Origin of the sequence: Serinibacter arcticus (assembly GCF_003121705.1) — a bacterium.
Taxonomy (GTDB): domain Bacteria; phylum Actinomycetota; class Actinomycetes; order Actinomycetales; family Beutenbergiaceae; genus Litorihabitans.
On record NZ_PYHR01000002.1, the window covers coordinates 57,405 to 74,762 of the forward strand.

Below are 17,358 nucleotides of genomic sequence, written 5' to 3' on the forward strand. Positions count from 1 at the left end.
CACGCCATGACCCTCGAGCTCGAACGCGTCGCGCTGCTCCCCCCGGAGGGTGAGGGGACCCCCGGTCCCCGCGCCCGCCGTCGTCGTCGCCTCCCCAAGGTCGGCGTCACCCTCGCCCTCGCCGTCCTCGTCCTCGTGGTCGCCTGGGCCCTCGTGCCCCAGCTCTTCACGAGCTACGACCCCTACGTCGGCGTCCCGGCCGACGCGCTGCAGGGCCCGAGCGCGGCCCACTGGTTCGGCACCGACTCCACGGGCCGCGACCTGTTCAGCCGCGTCGTGCACGGCTCGCGCTACTCGCTGACGGGCGGCGTGGTCGCCGTCGCGGTCGGGCTCGTCGCCGGCACCGCGATCGGCGTCATCGCCGGCTCGATCGGCACGATCATCGACGAGGTCCTGATGCGCGTCGTCGACGTGCTGCTCTCGATCCCCGGCCTGCTGCTCAGCCTCTCGGTCATCATCCTGCTCGGCTTCGGCACCACCAACGCCGCGATCGCGGTGGGCGTGACGTCGGTCGCCTCGTTCGCACGCCTGTCGCGCTCCGAGGTGGTGCGCGTGCGTCGGTCGGACTACGTCGAGGCCGCCTTCGGCAGCGGCGGTCGCTGGTGGAGCGTGCTGTGGCGCCACGTGCTGCCCAACTCGCTCACGCCCGTGCTCGCGCTGGCCGCGCTCCAGTTCGGCACCGCGATCCTGGCCATCTCCACCCTCGGCTTCCTCGGCTACGGCGCCCCGCCGCCCACGCCCGAGTGGGGCCTGCTCATCTCGGAGGGGCGCAGCCACCTGGCCACCTCGTGGTGGCTCACGACCCTGCCCGGCGTGATCGTCGTGCTCGTCGTGCTGTCGGCCAACCGCCTCTCCGCCGCCATCTCCTCGGCAAGGACGGCCCGCTCATGACCGCTCTCCTGGACGTCCGCGGCCTCTCGGTCGGGTACGGCAACCACGGCGGTGACGTCACCCAGGTGACGCACGACGTCACGTTCTCGGTCGCCCCCGGCGAGATCCTCGCGCTGGTGGGGGAGTCGGGCTCGGGGAAGACGACGACGGCGCAGGCCGTCATCAACCTGCTGCCCCAGGGCGGTCAGGTGCTCGGCGGCAGCATCGAGCTGGAGGGCGAGGACGTCACGTCAGCCTCCGGCTCGCGCTGGCGCTCCCTGCGCGGCCGCCGGGTCGGCCTCGTGCCGCAGGACCCGGGCGGCTCCCTGGACCCGACCAAGCGCATCGGCGACTCGATCGCCGAGGCGTTCCGGATCCACCGCGCCGCCCCGCGCCGCGTGCTCGAGAGCCGTGTCGTGGAGCTGCTGGAGCGTGTCGGCATCGACGACCCGGCGCGGCGCGCCAAGCAGTACCCGCACGAGCTCTCGGGCGGCATGAAGCAGCGCGTGCTCATCGCCGGGGCCATCGCGCTGGGACCGGGGCTGCTGATCGCCGACGAGCCGACCTCGGCCCTCGACGTCACCGTGCAGCGCCGGATCATGGAGCTGCTCGACGACCTGCGCCGCGAGTCCGGCACCGGCATCCTCCTGGTCACGCACGACCTCGCGCTGGCCGGCGACCACGCGGATCGCGTGCTCGTGCTCCAGGGCGGCCGCGTGCAGGAGGAGGGGACGAGCGAGGAGGTGCTCGGCAACCCGAGCGCCGACTACACGCGCCGTCTGCTCGCCGACGCCCCCACCCTCGCGAGCCCCGTCCACCGCGTGGCGCGCACACCTGAGCCGGACGAGCGTCCCGTGCTGGCCGTGAACGACCTCGTCGTGGAGTTCGGCGGCGGGCGGTTCACCCGGACCCCGGCCTTCCGGGCGGTCGACGGCGTCAGCTTCGCCATCGCGCACGGCACCACGCACGCGCTCGTGGGGGAGTCCGGTTCGGGGAAGACGACGACGGCGCGCGCGATCGCCGCCTTCCAGCCCGCCACCTCGGGCCAGGTCACGCTCCTGGGCATCGACGTGCTGGCGGCGCACGGCTCGCCCCGCCGGCAGCTGCGACGCAACGTCCAGCTCGTCTACCAGAACCCGTTCGGCTCGCTCGACCCCCGCCAGACGGTCCTGGAGGTCGTCACCGAACCCCTGACGAACTTCGGCCTCGAGGGGTCGCCCGCGGAGCGTCGCGAGCACGCCGTCAAGGCGCTCGAGCGGGTCTCCCTCCCCGCGGCGCTGCACCAGCGGCGCCCGCGCGAGCTCTCGGGCGGCCAGCGCCAGCGCGTGGCGATCGCCCGCGCGATCGTGCTGCACCCGGAGCTGCTCATCCTCGACGAGGCCACCAGCGCCCTCGACGTCACCGTCCAGGCGGAGATCCTCCGCCTGCTGGACGACCTGCAACGCGAGCGCGGCATGACCTACCTCGTCATCTCCCACGACCTCGCGGTGGTGCGCCAGATCGCCGACACCGTGACGGTGCTCCGCCACGGTCGAACGGTCGAGCAGGGCACGACGGCGGAGATCTTCGCCTCGCCGCAGCAGGACTACACCCGCGATCTCATCGCCGCCATCCCCGGAGGAGTTCACCCATGACGGAGTCGTTGTCGCACCTGCGGCTCGGCGTGTTCACGCGCCTGCTCGACGAGACCTCGCCCCGCGAGCGGTACCGCAACGCGACCGAGCAGATCGTCGCGGCCGAGCGCCTGGGCTACCACTCGGCGTGGGTCGCCCAGCACCACTTCCACGCGCTCGAGGGCGGCCTGCCGGCTCCCGCCGTTCTGCTCGCCTCGGTCGCCTCGCTGACCTCGCGGATCCGGCTGGGCTTCGGCGTCATCACGCTGCCGCTGGAGCACCCGCTGCGCGTCGCCGAGGACCTCGCCGTGCTCGACGAGATCTCCGGCGGTCGGGTGGAGGTCGGCTTCGGCACCGGTGGCACGCCGAGCTCCTTCCGGGCGTTCGGCTTCGACCCGGCCGACCGCCGCCAGATCTACGCCGACCACATCGCCGTCGTCACGGACGCGTGGGCGGGGCGCGACATCGCCGATCCCGAGAACCAGCTCTACCCGCCGGCCCCGACGCTCGCCGCACGGCGGTGGGAGGCGACGTTCTCCGCCGAGGGTGCCGCCCGGATCGGCGCGGCCGGCTCCGGTCTCATGCTCTCCCGCAGCCAGCCGCGTCCCGACGCGACGCCGGACATCACCATCTGGGAGCAGCAGGAGCCGCTCGTCGACGCCTACCTCGCGGCCCTCCCGACCGGGGTGGAGCCGCGCATCGCGGCGTCCCGCACGGTCTTCGTGGCCGACGACGAGCCGACCTGGCGCCGCGAGGCCGACCGCGGCCTGCGCTCGGTCGCCGTCCGCGGCGGGCTGTGGGGACTCGACCCCGACGCCGACCTGGAGGTGCTCGTCGAGCGCTCCAACAGCGTGGTCGGGACGAGCGAGCAGGTCGCGGAGCAGCTGGCCCGCGACACGATCCTCACGCGCGCCACCGACCTGCTCGTGCAGGTCCACTCCGTCGACCCCGTGCACGAGCTGGTGCTGCGTTCGCACGAGCTCCTCGCCCGCGAGGTCGCCCCGGTGCTCGGCCTGAGCACCGGATCCACCACCACCGAGCTGGAGGCCGCGCGATGAGCGCCACCCTGCTGACGCCCCCCGACCTCCTGGACGACGTGCTGGGGGTGAGCGAGGGCGACGCGATCGACGCCGTCCGTCGCTCGCGTCCCGCCGCCCGGGAGAACACCCAGGCCACCCTGACGGCGCTGTTCGCGCTCGAGGACGGGGCCGACGGCGCCGACGTCCCCACGCTGGCCGAGCGGCTCGCGGTGGCGACGTTCGTCGTCGGGCTGCACGGCGAGTCGCCGCTGCTGGCCGTCTACGCGGCCGACCTCGACCCCGAGGTCCGCGACGTCGTGACCGGGCTGGTCGCGCAGGCCGTCCGTCCCGGCCCGTTCGGGGTCTACCGCGAGCCCGGGCTGGCGGAGGAGTCCGTCGAGGGCCCGCGCTGGGCCGCGCCGACCGACGCGCTGGGGCCGCGGCTCGCGGCCGCCCTCACGCACGCGGCGCTGCTGGTGCAGCGTCCGCGCGAGTCCTCGCCGCAGGCCCTGGCGGCGCTGCTGGCCGCCGGCTGGAGCCGGACCGAGATCGTCACCCTGTCCCAGCTCGTCGCGTTCCTCACCTACCAGGTGCGGGTCGTGGCCGGCCTCGCCGTCCTGAAGGAGTCACGTTCATGAGCACCGCACACGTCGCCGGCGACGGCTCCCTCGCCACGGCCCCCGAGGTCACCACCTACCCCGAGCTGGACCGCCCCGAGCACTTCACGCGGGCCAACCTCGGCTGGGTGCCGTGGCTGGAGCCGCCCACGGCCGAGGAGCTCACCGAGGAGCAGTACGTCGGTCTCGTGGACCGCCGTCGCGACTCGAGCCCGTACTTCCGCCTGCTCGCCCTCGACCCCGCGGTGCTCGCCGCGCGGACGAAGGCCGACATCGACATCTTCCACACGTCCTCGCGCGACGGCGACGGGCTGCCGCGGCCCGAGCGCGAGCTCGCGGCCGCCGTCGCCTCCCGCGTGAACGGCTGCGTGTTCTGCGCGTCCGTCCACGCGCGGTTCTCGGCGCAGCTCTCCCACCGGGAGGCCGACATCGACCTCCTCCTGGCCGAGGGCGTCGAGTCGGCCGCGGGAGCGCTCGACCCGCGCTGGTCGGCGATCCTGAACGCGGCCGAGGCCCTGACCGTCACGCCGCCGCGGTTCGGCACGGAGCACGTGGCCTCGCTGCGCTCCGTCGGGCTCAGCGACGAGGCGATCGGCGACCTCGTCTCCTCGGCCGGGTTCTTCTCCTGGGCCAACCGTCTGATGCTGTCGCTGGGCGAGCCCGAGAACCCGGCGAGCTGAGGATCCCCGCCCGACGCCCGGAGGGGCCACGGTCGCCGTCGCGGGCATCCGCACTAGGATCGGCGACCGTGGCCTCAACGACTCGGACGACCTCCGCCAGCTACCGCTTCATCGCCGGGCTGATCAGACCCTTCCTCCGGCTGATCTCGAAGCGCACCTGGTACGGCGTCGAGAACCTGGACCGCAGCGAGGGGTTCATCGTCGCCGCGAACCACGTCTCGACGCTCGACCCGCTGACCACTGCGCACGTGCTCTACAACAACGGCGCCCCGCCGCGCATCATGGCCAAGGCCGAGCTGTTCAAGGTCCCGATCTTCGGCGCCCTGCTGCGCTCCTCGGGCCAGATCCCCGTGCACCGCAACAGCCGGAACGCGGCCGAGTCGCTCGACGGCGCCCGCGCGGCGCTGGCCGCGGGCGAGTGCGTGATGATCTTCCCGGAGGGCACCCTGACGCTCGACCCCGAGGGCTGGCCGATGGTCGCGCGCACCGGAGTCGCGCGCCTCGCGCTCAGCACCCGGGCGCCCGTGCTCCCGCTCGCGCAGTGGGGCGCGAGCGCGATCCTGCCGCGCCAGTCCTTCGTCCTGCGGCTGTTCCCGCGCAAGCGGGTGCTCGCGATCGTCGGCCCCCCGGTCGAGCTGAGCGACCTGCACGGCCGCCAGGACTCCGCCGCGCTGGTCGAGGCGACGGCGCGGATCATGGCCGCCATCACCTCGCAGCTCGCGGAGCTGCGGGGCGAAGAGCCCCCGACCGAGCCGTTCGACCGCCGTCGGGCGGGCGTGTAGTGGTGCGCTGCACCGTCGTCGGTTCCGGCAGCTGGGGGACGACGTTCGCCCAGGTGCTCGCCGACGCCGGCAACGAGGTCGTCGTGTGGACGGCGCGCGAGGCCACGGCCCGCTCGATCACGGACGACCACGCCAACCCGACCTACCTGCCCGGCATCGCGCTCTCCGACGCGATCTCCGCCACCACGGACCTGACCGCCGCGCTCGCGGGGGCCGAGGTCGTCGTCGTCGCGCTCCCGTCGCAGATCGTGCGCGAGGTGCTGGCCCCGTACGCCGCGGCCGTGCCCGGCGACGCCGTCGTGGTCAGCCTGATGAAGGGCGTCGAGCTCGGGACCGACGAGCGCATGAGCCAGGTGCTCGGGGAGATCTGGGACCTGCCGACCGAGCGGATCGCCGTCGTGTCGGGGCCGAACCTCGCCGGTGAGATCGCCCTCCAGCAGCCGACCACCACGGTCGTCGCCTGCGAGGACGAGGACGTCGCGCTGCGGATCGCCCGGACCTGCGCGACGCCGTACTTCCGCACGTTCACCACGACCGACGTCATCGGCGTCGAGATCGGCGGCGCGGTCAAGAACGTCATCGCGCTCGCCGTCGGCATCGCCCAGGGCCTGGGGTACGGCGACAACACGATGGCCTCGATCATGACGCGCGGCCTGTCCGAGGCCGCCCGGATCGGCGCGGCGGTGGGCGCGCAGCCCGCGACGTTCGCCGGCCTGGCCGGGATGGGCGACCTCATCGCCACGTGCTCCTCGCCGCTCTCGCGCAACCACCGTCTCGGCTCGCTGCTCGGCCAGGGCCGCTCGCTCGAGGAGGCCGTGGTGGAGATCGGGTCGACGGCGGAGGGCGCGAAGTCCTGCCGCTCGATCCTCGACCTCGCCCACCAGCACGGCGTGAAGACGTCGATCATCGCGGCCGTCGTCGCGGTGCTGTACGAGGGCATGACGGTGCCCGAGATGGTCGCGAGGCTGGTCGACCGGCCGCCGCGGCCCGAGGACTGAGCTGGTGACGACGTCGCCGCTCCCGACGCGGGCGACCGGGACCGCCGCGCTGCTGCGGGCCTGGACCGCGCCCGACGCCGGTCAGGAGGCACTGCGCCGGGAGTACGTCGGGTTCGTCGAGGAGCGCGGCGCGAGCGCGCTCGAGCGCGACGGCGGGCCGCACCACCTGACGGCGTCGACCTTCGTGCTCACGCGCAAGCTCGACCACGTCCTGCTGGCGTTCCACCGCAAGGCGCAGCTGTGGTTGCAGATGGGTGGTCACATCGAGCCCGGGGATCCCTCGGTCGCCGACGCGGCGGCACGCGAGGCCCGCGAGGAGAGCGGGCTGGCGACGGTGGCGCTCTGGCCAGGCGGGCTGGCCGACCTCGACCGCCACGTGCTCGTGGGGTCGTTCGGACGCTGCCACACGCACTGGGACCTGGGGTTCGTGGCGCTGGCGGGCCGCGGCGAGCCGATCGCGGTCAGCGACGAGAGCGAGCGGGTCGCCTGGTTCCCGGTGGACGCGCTGCCGGAGGCCACGTCGCCCGACCTGCCCGGGCGGCTGGCGCACGTGAGCGCGGCGGTGCGGGCGGGGTCGTCGGGGTCGGTGCGGCAGGGCTGAGGCGTTCCCGGCCGGTGAGGGCTCCCGGCCGGTCAGCCTCCTCGGCCGGTCAGCCCTCCTGCGATGCGCGCAGCGCCCGGTCGAGGTCGTCCCAGAGGTCCTCGACGTCCTCGATGCCGACGCTCACGCGCATCAGGTCCTCGGGGACCGTGGGGGCCTCGTTCGGCCAGCGACGGCGTCGCTCCAGCATCGACTCGACCCCACCCAGCGAGGTCGCGGGCAGCCACAGGTGCACCTCGCCGGTGAGGCGGGCCGCCGCCGCGGCGCCACCGCGGACGCGCAGGGTGAGGATCGAGCCGTAGCCGTCCATCTGGCGCGTGGCGAGCTCGTGCTGCGGGTGCTCGGGCAGTCCGGGATAGGCGACGGCGAGCACGGCGGGGTGCTCCTGCAGCCGCCGGGCGAGCTCGGCGGCGTTGGCCTGGGCCCGCTCGACGCGCAGCGCCAGCGTGCGCAGACCGCGCAGCGCGAGCCAGGCCTCGAACGGCCCGGCGACGCCGCCCGCGGTGATGCGGCGCTGACGGACCTTGGCGAACAGCTCCTCGTCGCGGGTGACGACGGCGCCGAGGATGACGTCGGAGTGGCCCGCCAGGTACTTCGTCACCGAGTGGACGACGACGTCGGCGCCGAGCTCGAGCGGTCGCTGGAGCAGCGGGGTCGCGAACGTGTTGTCCACGACGACGATCGCCCCGACGGCGTGGGCCGCCTCCGCGATCGCGGGGATGTCGGCGATCTCCAGCATCGGGTTGGTCGGCGTCTCGAGCCAGACCAGAGCGGCGGGGCCGGTGTCGTCAGCGGTGGCGTCGTCGCCGCTGGCGTCCCCCGTGATCGCGGCGATCACGGCGTCGGTGTCGGCGATGTCGACCAGGCGGGGCCGGACGCCCGCGCGCTCGGCCTGGTGCTTCAGCGCGACGAGGGACTCGTGGTAGGCGTGGCGCGGGGCGACGACGGCGCCGCCGACGGGGTGAGGTCGAGGGCGGCGGAGATCGCCGCCATGCCCGAGGCGAAGAGGAGTCCGGGACGGCCGGCGTTCTCGAGGTGGCCGAGCGCCTCCTCGAGCGGCTCCCACGACTCCGTGCCGATGCGCGCGTAGACGAGCTCACCCGGCCCCGGCTGCTCGTGCCCGACGTACGTGCTCGACATGACGATCGGGGAGTTCACGGGGGCGCCGGGCGTGCGCACGGGGCGCCCCGCCTCGACGACGACCGTGGCGGGGTGCAGGCGTCGCTTCATGCCTCCAGGCTACGCGTGCCGGTCCCCGGAGCCCGGGTCGGTCACGCGTAGTCTCGACGCGTGACCAGGACCCGCGTGGCGATCATCTTCGGCGGCCGCAGCAGCGAGCACGCCATCTCGTGCGCGACGGCGGCCGGTGTGCTCTCGGCGATCGACCGGCAGCGCTTCGACGTCGTCCCGATCGGCATCGCCCGGGACGGGTCGTGGCTGCTGCTGCCCGACGATCCGGCCCCGTTGCGGATCGAGGGCACCCGCCTCCCGGAGGTCGTGGTGGGCGAGCACCCCGCCGTCGTCATCCCGTTCGGGGCCGAGCGCGGCCGGATGCTCGTGGCCCCGGCGACGGAGGCCGCCCGCGTGCTCGGCGGCGTCGACGTCGTCATGCCGCTGCTGCACGGCCCGTTCGGCGAGGACGGCACGCTCCAGGGCCTGCTCGAGCTCGCGGACCTGCCCTACGTCGGCTCGGGCGTGCTCGCCTCGGCGGCCGGCATGGACAAGCAGGTCATGAAGGTCCAGCTCGCGGGCTCCGGCATCCCGGTCGGCCCGTACACGCTGATCACGCGGACCGCCTGGGAGCGGGACCGGGCCGTGTGCCTCGACGCCGTCGCCTCGCTGTCGGACGTCGTCTTCGTCAAGCCGGCGCGCGCCGGTTCGAGCATGGGCATCACGCGCGTCGTGCGGAGCCAGGGCGTCGACGCGCTGGTCGCCGCCATCGAGGAGGCCCGCCGTCACGACCCCAAGGTCATCGTCGAGTCGGCGATCGACGGGCGCGAGATCGAGGTTGCCGTGCTCCAGGGCCGAGGGCTCAACCCGCCGCGCACGACGACGCCGGGCGAGATCGTCGTCGGCGGCGACCACGACTTCTACGACTTCGAGGCCAAGTACACCGGCACCGAGACCACCCAGCTGGACGTCCCCGCGAGCGTCCCGGCCGAGGTGGCCGACGCCGCGCGCGTCATGGCTGCCGAGGCCTTCGAGGCGCTCGGGTGCGAGGGTCTGGCGCGGGTCGACCTGTTCTACACGGGCACGGGGCTGGTGGTGAACGAGGTGAACACCATGCCGGGGTTCACACCGTTCTCGATGTTCCCGAGCCTGTGGCAGCACGAGGGGCTGGCCTACCCGGAGCTCATCACCGAGCTGATCGAGCTGGCGCTGGAGCGGCCGGTGGGGCTGCGCTGAGACCCGAGCCGGGCCGTTGCCGCTGACGACATGGTCGTCGGGCGGGCCAGGCCGGCCCCGGACGTCCGAGAGGCGCTGCCGCTCCCGATCGGGGAGCTGCAGCGCCTCTCGTGTGTCCCGGCGGGGTTGCCGCCGGAGCGTGGGGTGAGGTGACGAACCTCAGCTGGTGTGCGCGACGACGTCGCGCACCTCGTCGACGACCTGCGACCAGGTCCGGGTGTCCATCTCGACCCGGCGCGCACGGGCGACGGGGAGGTAGGCGGAGACGGCCTCGCGAACGAGCGCGACGGCCTCGTCGTGAACGTCGGTGGCAGTGAGGGTGCTCATCAGTGGTGTCTTTCGTCGGGGTGTGCCTCGTGGGCCTTGTCCGATCTCGATGTTACGCGGATGTAACACGACGGAGCAGGGGCTTGCGAGGTGACCTGGGACTCATTTCCCGCAGAGTTGCAACGATTGCGGGGGAGTTGAGGGACGCCGTTGGGGTGGTGGTGACGTGGAGGAGGGGATCGGGGCGGATCCCGGTCCGGCAGGTCGGAGCCGGTTGGTCGGTCGGTCGCATCAGGACCGGGCCGGTCGGATCAGGAGACGTCGCTGAGATCCAGGCAGGTGCGGGGTGCGTCCGTCAGGGCGACCGCCGGACCGAGGTCCACGAGGAGAGCCGTGGCTTCCGTGCCGGCGTACTCGACGGGGACGATGACCTCGATCGCCGGCTCCCGGCCGTAGGTGGTGAATCGGAAGCGACCGCGCTCGGTGTCGGCGTCGGGGCCCGTGCCGACCACGTCGTCGTTCTCCGCGACGATCCAGTCGATCGAGGTCCCGTCCGCGGCGGTGACGGCGATGCACCGTTCGTCGGTGGGCGGGGGCGGGGTCACACCGCATCGCAGGGTGATGGCGGGGTCTCCCCAGGCGAGCGAGGCCTGGGAGTTGGTCGCCCGTCGCTCGGCCCCCGCGAGCACGATCGGCGCGGATCGCATGACCTCCGCGCACACTGGATCGGATGCCGACGGCGCCGGCTCGAGCGGGACGTCGCGCGCGCAGCCCCCGAGGACCACGGTGGCGGCGACGACCAGGAGGAGGCCCGCCGACCGGTGGGCGCGGGCACCCGTCGCGGGACGGACCGGGACGGGCGGGACGCGTCGGAGCACGGCGGGAGGGAGGAGCTTCGGCACGTCCACCACCGTATCCCCGGGAGGCCGATCAGCCGGACGGCAGGCGGTCGGCGAGGGACGGTGGTCTCGCGGCGTCGGCGGCCCGGGCACAGGAGGACGCAGTTGTCGGGACTCGTCTCGCCGCCGTCCTGCCAGCTGGCGATGTGGTGGGCCTCGCACCAGGTCGCCGGGATGGCGCAGCCGGGGAAGGCGCAGCCGTGGTCGCGGGCGATCAGTGCGTGCCGCAACCACTCCGGCACGAGGCGGTGCTTTCGCCCGATGTCGAGGATGCGACCGGCCGTCCCCAGGACGACCGGGATGAGGTCGGCGTCGCACGCCAGCCGCCCCGACGACTCCCGCCACCCCGGCCTAGGCTGCACACGTGCCCGAAACCGTCGCCGACCTGTCCGAGAGCGAGCTGCTCGCCCGTTTCGTCCCCCGCCTGAGCGCCGGGCGCCAGACGCTCCACGGTCCCGGGGACGACGCCGCCGTCGTCGCCGTCCCGAGCGGCAGCATCGTCGTGACCTCCGACGTGCTCGTCGAGGACCGCCACTTCCGACGCGACTGGAGCACCGGCGTCGACGTCGGGTGGCGGGCGGCCGCCCAGAACCTCGCCGACGTCGCCGCGATGGGTGCGCGCCCGACGTCGATCGTCGTCGCGCTCGTGATGCCCCGTGACCTCGCCGTGGCGTGGGTCGTGGAGCTGGCCGAGGGGCTCGCTGCGGCGTGCGCCCCGCACGACGTCGGGATCGTCGGGGGCGACCTGTCCTCCGGACGCGAGATCTCGGTGGCCGTCGCGGCGTTCGGCGAGCTCGACGGCGCTGCTCCCGTGCTGCGCTCGGGTGCGCGTCCCGGCGACCGGGTCGCGCTCGCGGGGACGCTCGGTCGCTCCGCGGCGGGTCTCACCGCGCTCACCGCGGGCGGTGAGGTCGTGGTCGAGGGGGCGGAGGTCGCCGTCGCCACCTATCGCCGGCCCGAACCCCCGCTGCTGGCCGGACCCGAGGCGGCGAGGGCGGGGGCCACCGCGATGCTCGACGTGAGCGACGGTCTGCTGCGCGACGCCGGGCGGATCGCCTCGGCGAGCGGCGTCGCGATCGACCTCGACCCGCGGCTGCTCGCCCCGGACGTCGAGGCGCTCGCCGAGCTGGCCGAGGAGCTGGGCGCCGACGCCGCGAGCTGGGTGCTCACGGGTGGCGAGGACCACGGGCTCCTCGCGACCTTCCCGGCCGGTCATCCGCTGCCGCCGTCGTTCCGACGGATCGGGGTGGTCGGTGCGGGCTGCGGGGTGACGGTCGACGGCGTGGCGCCCGATCTCGTCGGGTGGGACCACTTCGGAGGCTGACGGCCGCCGTCGAGCTCACGCGCTCAGCCGAAGCTCCCGGAAGCCTCGGGTACGACGAAGGCCGCCACCCCGAGGGGTGGCGGCCTTCGCGAAGCGTCGGCGGGCTCAGAGAGCGCGCGTCACCTTGCCGGCCTTGAGGCAGGAGGTGCAGACGTTCAGACGGGTGGGCGTGCCGTTGATCACGGTGCGCACCTTCTGGATGTTCGGGTTCCAACGGCGCGAGGTCCGCACGTGCGAGTGCGAGACGCTCTTGCCGAAGCTCGGGTGCTTCGCGCACACGTCGCAGGTCGAAGCCACGGTCGTTCTCCTCGTTGTGGGCCGCCGGGAAGGCCGGCGGCGAAATCAGATGGGCGTCGCGCACTGGGTCGACCGGGGGTCGATCCGTCACAACGCAACCGAAGAAGCGTACCCCAGGGCTGCGCGGCGACCAACTCGCGGCGGGCGCGCGGCCCGCCGTCGTGCTCCGCCACCGCACCCCGGCGCCGGATCCGCGGCCTCGGGGGCAGGGGACCGCACCGTCCACAATCCTCGCGCACCCCGGCGATCGCGGGCCCCGCGCGACTACGCTCGCCGGGTGAGCACGTCCGGTCCGAAGCCGCCCCACCACCCGCCGCCCGTGGTCGACGGCATCGTGCAGCTCAACCCGCTGGACCGGCGTGTGTCCAAGGTCATCTCCGCCCGACCCGCGAAGGCGCTGGAGAAGATAGGTATCCACACCGTCAGGGATCTGCTCGGCCACTACCCCCGCCGGTACAGCGATCCGGGCCGGCTCACCGACCTGAGCGACCTCGTGGTGGGGGAGCCGGTCGTCCTCGTGGTCGACATCGCCTCGTTCACCTCGCGTCGCACCCAGAAGGGCGGGTACCTCATCACCGTCGAGGTGACCGACGGCGTGCGGCGCCTCCCGACCGTCTTCTTCCCGCGGCACCGCGGGAGCGTGCAGTACTACGAGCGGATCCTGCGGGTCGGTCAGCGCGTCACGGTCGAGGGCACCATCGGGCTCAACCGCGGCGTCCGCCAGATCACGCACCCCGACATCGAGGGCATCGACGAGGAGATGAGCGAGGAGGAGATCGCCGAGCGCGCCTCCCGACCTCGCCCCGTCTACCCCCTGACCGGGTCCCTCAACCAGAAGCAGCTGCGCGCCGTCATCCGAGCCCAGCTCCTGACGCTCGACGACCGGTTCCTCGCCGACCCCGTGCCGGCCGAGGTCAGGGCCGAGCACGGGCTCCTCTCGCACGCCGAGGCGATCCGGCTGCTCCACGACCCCGAGACGGCCGAGGACCACGGACGTGCGCGGGAGGCGCTGCGGTTCGAGGAGGCCTTCGTGCTCCAGTCGGCGATGGCGCGCCGTCGGGCCGAGGCGGCCGCCGTCCCGGCCACCGCGCGGCCGCCGCGGTCGGGCGGCATCGCCGACGCCTTCGACGCGCGGCTCCCGTTCGAGCTCACCCCGGGGCAGCGCGAGGTGGGGGACACGATCGCCGCCGAGATCGCCGGCACCGTGCCCATGCAGCGGCTGCTCCAGGGCGAGGTCGGTTCCGGCAAGACGGTGGTGGCGCTGCGCGCCATGCTGCAGGTGGTCGACGGCGGAGGTCAGGCCGCGCTGCTGGCCCCCACCGAGGTGCTCGCGGCCCAGCACGAACGCTCGATCCGCGCGCTGCTGGGCGAGCTCGGCGAGGCCGGCATGCTCGGCGGCGCCGACGCCGCCACGCGGGTCGTCCTCCTCACGGGGTCGCAGACGGCGGCCCAACGACGCCGCGCGCTCGGGGAGGCCGCCGGCGGCAGCGCCGGCATCGTCATCGGCACCCACGCGCTGCTGCAGGAGCACGTGCAGTTCGCCGATCTCGGGCTGGTCGTGGTGGACGAGCAGCACCGGTTCGGGGTCGAGCAGCGCGACGCGCTCCGCGCCAAGGGCCGTGCAGCCCCGCACCTGCTCGTGATGACGGCGACGCCGATCCCGCGCACCGTCGCCATGACGATCTTCGGCGACCTCGAGATCTCCACCCTGCGCGACCTTCCCTCGGGCCGCGCCGAGGTGACGACGGTGGTCGTCCCGGCCGAGAACGAGGCCTGGATGGCGCGGACCTGGGCCCGGGTGGCCGAGGAGGTGCGGCAGGGGCGTCGCGCGTTCGTGGTCTGCCCGCGGATCAGCGCGACGCAGGTCGAGCCGGGGACGCCGCCGCTGGTGCTCCTGCCCGAGGGAGCGGGGGCGGACGACGTCGAGGACCTGTTCGTCGCCGCGGCGGCAGCGGCCGAGGCGGACGCACCGGCGCCCGCGCCGCGCGAGCTCGCCGCCGTCGAGGACGTGCTCGAGGAGCTCCGTGGCAACCCCGACCTCGCCGGGATCACGATCGAGGCCCTCCACGGCAGGCTCGCGGCCGAGGAGAAGGAGGCCGCCATGGCGGCCTTCTCCTCGGGGGAGACGGGTGTGCTCGTGGCCACGACCGTCATCGAGGTGGGCGTCGACGTCCCGGAGGCGAGCGCGATGGTGGTGCTCGACGCCGACCGGTTCGGCCTGTCCCAGCTCCACCAGCTCCGCGGCCGCATCGGCCGGGGCAGCCTGCCGGGGATCTGCCTCGCGGTGACTGCCGCGACGCCGCTGTCCGCCGCCGGCGAGCGCCTCGCCGTCTTCGCCTCGACCCGCGACGGGTTCGTGCTGGCCGAGGCCGACCTCGGACAGCGCCGGGAGGGCGACGTCCTGGGGGCGGCCCAGTCCGGCGGGTCCAGCTCGCTGCGGCTCCTGCGGGTGGTGTCCGACGCCGACGTGATCGAGCAGGCGCGGGGGTCGGCGCGCGCCGTCGTCGAGCAGGATCCTGACCTGGCCGCCCACCCGGCCCTCGCCGAGGCGATCGCCCGGGCGCTCGACCCGGAGGCCGAGGAGTTCCTCGAGCGGAGCTGAGCCGTCTGGGCAGAAGCCCCTCGCGGGTGGTGCGCAAGCCCCTCGCCGATGTGCGCAAGCCCCTCGCCGATGTGCGCAAGCCCCTCGCGGGTGGTGCGCAAGCCCCTCGCGGACGGGGGACGGGGGCCGCCGTAGGCTGGCCCCCGTGCCTCCCGCCTCCCGCGCCGTGCCCGCCGTGCGCGCCACGTCCCTGCTCGTCGGCTACGGGGAGTCCGCTGACTCCGCCGTCTGCCCGCCCGTGACGATCGACGTCGCCGCCGGCCGCGCCCTCGCCATCGTCGGTGCCAACGGCACCGGGAAGTCGACGCTGCTGCGCGCGATCGTCGGCCTCCTCGCGCCCGTCGGCGGGAAGATCGAGGTCCTCGGCCGCGAGGTCGACGAGCGCGAGGCCCACTTCCGCGCCGCCGTCAGCACCGTCATGGACGAGGACGCCAGCTTCCCCTCGCTCACCGTCCGCGAGCACCTCCTGCTCCTGGCCCGCGGCCACGGCGTCGCGCAGGCCAGCGCCCTGGTCACCGAGCTCATCGCCGAGTTCGGTCTCACCGAGCGGGCCAGGGCGATGCCGACGGCCCTGTCCTCGGGGCAGCGCCGACGGATGCTCCTGGCCTCGGCCTTCGTGCGCCCGCGCCGACTGCTCGTGCTCGACGAGCCCGAGCAGCGCCTGGACGCCGGCATGCGCGACCGCCTCGCCCAGCGGCTGATCGCCGAGCGGGCCGACGGCGTCACGGTCGTCATGGCCACGCACGACCCCGCGCTCGTGGCGACGGTCGCCACCGAGGCCCTCCTCATCTCCGAGCAGTCCGCCCGCCGGACCTCGCCGAAGGACGCCGTCGCCGCCATCGAGGCGCTGTGAGCACCGACGCCCGGCCCGACGGCGTCGAGCCGCCCCGGCTCGACCTCGCGGCCGTCCCGTCCGGCGCCGAGCTCCGCTCGCTGACCCGAGCGGCCCGTCGCGGCCACGGCGGCGCGCCGGTCTCGCAGCTCGTCGGCGACATCTACACCTACTTCTTCACGTTCGTGGTCACGGTGGCGATCGCCATCAGCTCCGCCCACGTGCTCGGGGCCGACTTCTCCAGCGCCTCCGGCACCGCGACCCTCGACGGACGCTGGCTCTGGGTCGTCGCCTCGCTCGCCGTCCTCGGGCTGATGCTGGGGCTGCTGGCCCGGCTCGGACCGATCGGTGTCGGCGGCCCCGGGGCCCTGTGGTGGCTCCCGACGCCGGTGGACCGGCTCTCCCTCCTGCGCCCGACGGCGGTCGGCTGGGTCGCCGTGACGGCGTTCGCGGGTGCGCTGGCCGCCGGCGGCATCGGCTCGCTCACGCACGCCGACGCCCCGACGCTGCTGTGGGCGATCCCCGCGGGGGCGGGGCTCGGGGCGGCGCTCGCCTCCGCCGTCGCCCTCACCCAGACCGTCCGCTCGACGCGCGCGGGCGTGCGACGCCTGGCGCTCGCCGGCGACCTCATCGTCGCCCTCGCCGTCGCGCTGTGGATCGGCGTGGCCGTCGCGGGTGTCGCGGCGATCACGCTGCCGGCCGTGGCCCTCGCCGTCGTCGGGCTCGCCCTCGGCGTCGCCGTCACCGTCATCCTGCTGCGCCGGCTCGAGCAGATCCCCGGGGCGGCCCTGCGCGACCGCGGCGCCCGCACGGGGATGGCGTCGTCCGCCGTCATGACGCTGGACTTCCGCGAGCTCGGGCGCGTGCTCACCGACCCGGGCAAGGACCAGCGCCGTCGGATCAGCTCGCTGGCGTGGGTCAGGGGAGCCGCCAGCGCGATGGTCACCGCCGACGCGCTGCTGCTCGTGCGCGCACCGCGCCAGCTGGTGGTGCTCGTCGCGAGCCTCGGCCTGCCGGTCGCGGTCGCGGGCTCCGGCGCCTCGGACGTGCTGGCGGCGCTCGCGTTCGTCGTCGGCGTCTACCTCGCGGCGAACGCCGTCTCGGTCGGCGCGCGCGAGGCCGAGCACGCCCCGGCGCTCGACCGCGTGCTCGGGGTCTCCGCCCGTGCCGCCCGGCTGATCCGGCACGTCGTCCCGACCGTCGCGTGCCTGGTGTGGTCGGTCGCGGCGATCGCCTTCCTGCGCGACCTGGACACCGCGTGGATCGCGCTCCTGGTGATCTTCGCGCCCGCCATCGCCGCCGCCTCGATCAAGGCCGCCTACCGCAACCCGCCGAACTGGGGCGCGCCGCTCGTCGTCTCGCCGATGGGCGCCTACCCGCCCGGGGTCGTCAACTCGCTGGCGACCGGACCGATCCTCGCCGTCATCGCCTGCCTGCCGGTCGCCGTCGCCCTGTTCGTCGGACCGCTGCCGATCCTGGGGCTCGCCCAGGTCCTCATCACCGGCATCCTCGTGCTGGTCGCGAGCCACACCAAGCGTCGCAAGTAGGCTC

At 74.4% G+C, this 17,358-nt stretch carries 18 protein-coding genes and 1 pseudogene; 13 read left to right on the forward strand and 6 right to left on the reverse strand.

Features of this window, described 5'->3' with window-relative positions:
* The first annotated feature begins 6 nt into the window (after nt 1-6).
* The 8 genes from C8046_RS00325 (at nt 7) to C8046_RS00360 (ending at nt 7,180) form a co-directional block, all read left to right on the forward strand.
* Nucleotides 7-891 carry an ABC transporter permease gene (locus tag C8046_RS00325; protein WP_109227779.1) on the forward strand — a complete coding sequence of 295 codons (885 nt, stop codon included), beginning with the start codon at nt 7-9 and terminating at the stop codon, nt 889-891.
* On the forward strand, nt 888-2,504 hold the full coding sequence (locus C8046_RS00330) for a dipeptide ABC transporter ATP-binding protein (protein WP_109227780.1): 1,617 nt from the start codon (nt 888-890) through the stop codon (nt 2,502-2,504). Before C8046_RS00325 ends, C8046_RS00330 begins: the two co-directional genes overlap by 4 nt.
* Complete coding sequence (locus C8046_RS00335; RefSeq protein ID WP_199224350.1) at nt 2,501-3,541, forward strand: putative FMN-dependent luciferase-like monooxygenase; 1,041 nt, start codon at nt 2,501-2,503, stop codon at nt 3,539-3,541. The genes C8046_RS00330 and C8046_RS00335 overlap by 4 nt, the downstream gene beginning before the upstream one ends.
* Nucleotides 3,538-4,140: a CMD domain protein gene (locus C8046_RS00340; protein ID WP_235866005.1), complete on the forward strand. Its 603-nt coding sequence runs from the start codon at nt 3,538-3,540 to the stop codon at nt 4,138-4,140. Before C8046_RS00335 ends, C8046_RS00340 begins: the two co-directional genes overlap by 4 nt.
* Nucleotides 4,137-4,799 (forward strand): alkylhydroperoxidase domain protein, encoded by a 663-nt coding sequence (locus tag C8046_RS00345; protein ID WP_109227781.1) that lies wholly within the window; start codon nt 4,137-4,139, stop codon nt 4,797-4,799. Before C8046_RS00340 ends, C8046_RS00345 begins: the two co-directional genes overlap by 4 nt.
* Nucleotides 4,800-4,867: 68 nt before the next feature.
* Entirely contained in the window at nt 4,868-5,581 is a 714-nt protein-coding gene (locus tag C8046_RS00350; protein WP_109227782.1) for a lysophospholipid acyltransferase family protein, read from the forward strand.
* Between the two features lie 2 nt (nt 5,582-5,583).
* Entirely contained in the window at nt 5,584-6,579 is a 996-nt protein-coding gene (locus tag C8046_RS00355; RefSeq protein WP_199224351.1) for an NAD(P)H-dependent glycerol-3-phosphate dehydrogenase, read from the forward strand.
* A 4-nt stretch (nt 6,580-6,583) separates the two neighbouring features.
* Entirely contained in the window at nt 6,584-7,180 is a 597-nt protein-coding gene (locus C8046_RS00360) for an NUDIX domain-containing protein (protein ID WP_235866006.1), read from the forward strand.
* Between the two features lie 49 nt (nt 7,181-7,229).
* On the opposite strand, the gene C8046_RS00365 is transcribed toward C8046_RS00360, so the two are convergent.
* Nucleotides 7,230-8,084: a trans-sulfuration enzyme family protein gene (locus C8046_RS00365; protein WP_328587621.1), complete on the reverse strand. Its 855-nt coding sequence runs from the start codon at nt 8,082-8,084 to the stop codon at nt 7,230-7,232.
* Nucleotides 8,081-8,410: a PLP-dependent transferase gene (locus C8046_RS19840; RefSeq protein ID WP_328587558.1), complete on the reverse strand. Its 330-nt coding sequence runs from the start codon at nt 8,408-8,410 to the stop codon at nt 8,081-8,083. Before C8046_RS19840 ends, C8046_RS00365 begins: the two co-directional genes overlap by 4 nt.
* A gap of 60 nt (nt 8,411-8,470) precedes the next feature.
* Between C8046_RS19840 and C8046_RS00370 the strand changes: the two genes are divergently transcribed.
* Nucleotides 8,471-9,586: a D-alanine--D-alanine ligase family protein gene (locus tag C8046_RS00370; protein WP_235866007.1), complete on the forward strand. Its 1,116-nt coding sequence runs from the start codon at nt 8,471-8,473 to the stop codon at nt 9,584-9,586.
* Between the two features lie 159 nt (nt 9,587-9,745).
* Here C8046_RS00370 and C8046_RS18270 read toward each other — a convergent pair whose 3' ends face one another.
* From C8046_RS18270 to C8046_RS00380, 3 genes and pseudogenes are all read right to left on the reverse strand, one after another.
* A complete protein-coding gene (locus C8046_RS18270; RefSeq protein ID WP_158277092.1) occupies nt 9,746-9,913 on the reverse strand; it encodes a hypothetical protein in 168 nt (55 codons plus the stop codon).
* A 251-nt stretch (nt 9,914-10,164) separates the two neighbouring features.
* On the reverse strand, nt 10,165-10,755 hold the full coding sequence (locus C8046_RS00375) for a DUF3515 family protein (RefSeq protein ID WP_235866008.1): 591 nt from the start codon (nt 10,753-10,755) through the stop codon (nt 10,165-10,167).
* Between the two features lie 95 nt (nt 10,756-10,850).
* Nucleotides 10,851-11,114 (reverse strand): annotated as a pseudogene (locus tag C8046_RS00380) (HNH endonuclease signature motif containing protein); the annotation flags it as partial.
* Nucleotides 11,115-11,116: 2 nt separating this feature from the next.
* On the opposite strand from C8046_RS00380, the gene C8046_RS00385 reads away from it, so the two are divergent.
* Nucleotides 11,117-12,076 (forward strand): thiamine-phosphate kinase, encoded by a 960-nt coding sequence (locus C8046_RS00385; RefSeq protein ID WP_109227786.1) that lies wholly within the window; start codon nt 11,117-11,119, stop codon nt 12,074-12,076.
* A gap of 105 nt (nt 12,077-12,181) precedes the next feature.
* Here the strand turns inward: C8046_RS00385 and rpmB are convergent, their stop codons facing one another.
* The gene (rpmB, locus tag C8046_RS00390) at nt 12,182-12,373 is read right to left on the reverse strand and encodes a 50S ribosomal protein L28 (RefSeq protein WP_109227787.1); all 192 of its coding nucleotides are present in this window, start codon (nt 12,371-12,373) and stop codon (nt 12,182-12,184) included.
* 277 nt (nt 12,374-12,650) lie between these two features.
* Between rpmB and C8046_RS00395 the strand changes: the two genes are divergently transcribed.
* From C8046_RS00395 to C8046_RS00405, 3 genes are all read left to right on the forward strand, one after another.
* The gene (locus tag C8046_RS00395; protein ID WP_235866009.1) at nt 12,651-14,975 is read left to right on the forward strand and encodes an ATP-dependent DNA helicase RecG; all 2,325 of its coding nucleotides are present in this window, start codon (nt 12,651-12,653) and stop codon (nt 14,973-14,975) included.
* Nucleotides 14,976-15,120: 145 nt separating this feature from the next.
* The gene (locus C8046_RS00400; protein ID WP_109227789.1) at nt 15,121-15,828 is read left to right on the forward strand and encodes an ABC transporter ATP-binding protein; all 708 of its coding nucleotides are present in this window, start codon (nt 15,121-15,123) and stop codon (nt 15,826-15,828) included.
* Nucleotides 15,825-17,354 carry a DUF6297 family protein gene (locus tag C8046_RS00405; RefSeq protein ID WP_109227790.1) on the forward strand — a complete coding sequence of 510 codons (1,530 nt, stop codon included), beginning with the start codon at nt 15,825-15,827 and terminating at the stop codon, nt 17,352-17,354. Before C8046_RS00400 ends, C8046_RS00405 begins: the two co-directional genes overlap by 4 nt.
* The last annotated feature ends 4 nt before the right edge of the window (nt 17,355-17,358 follow it).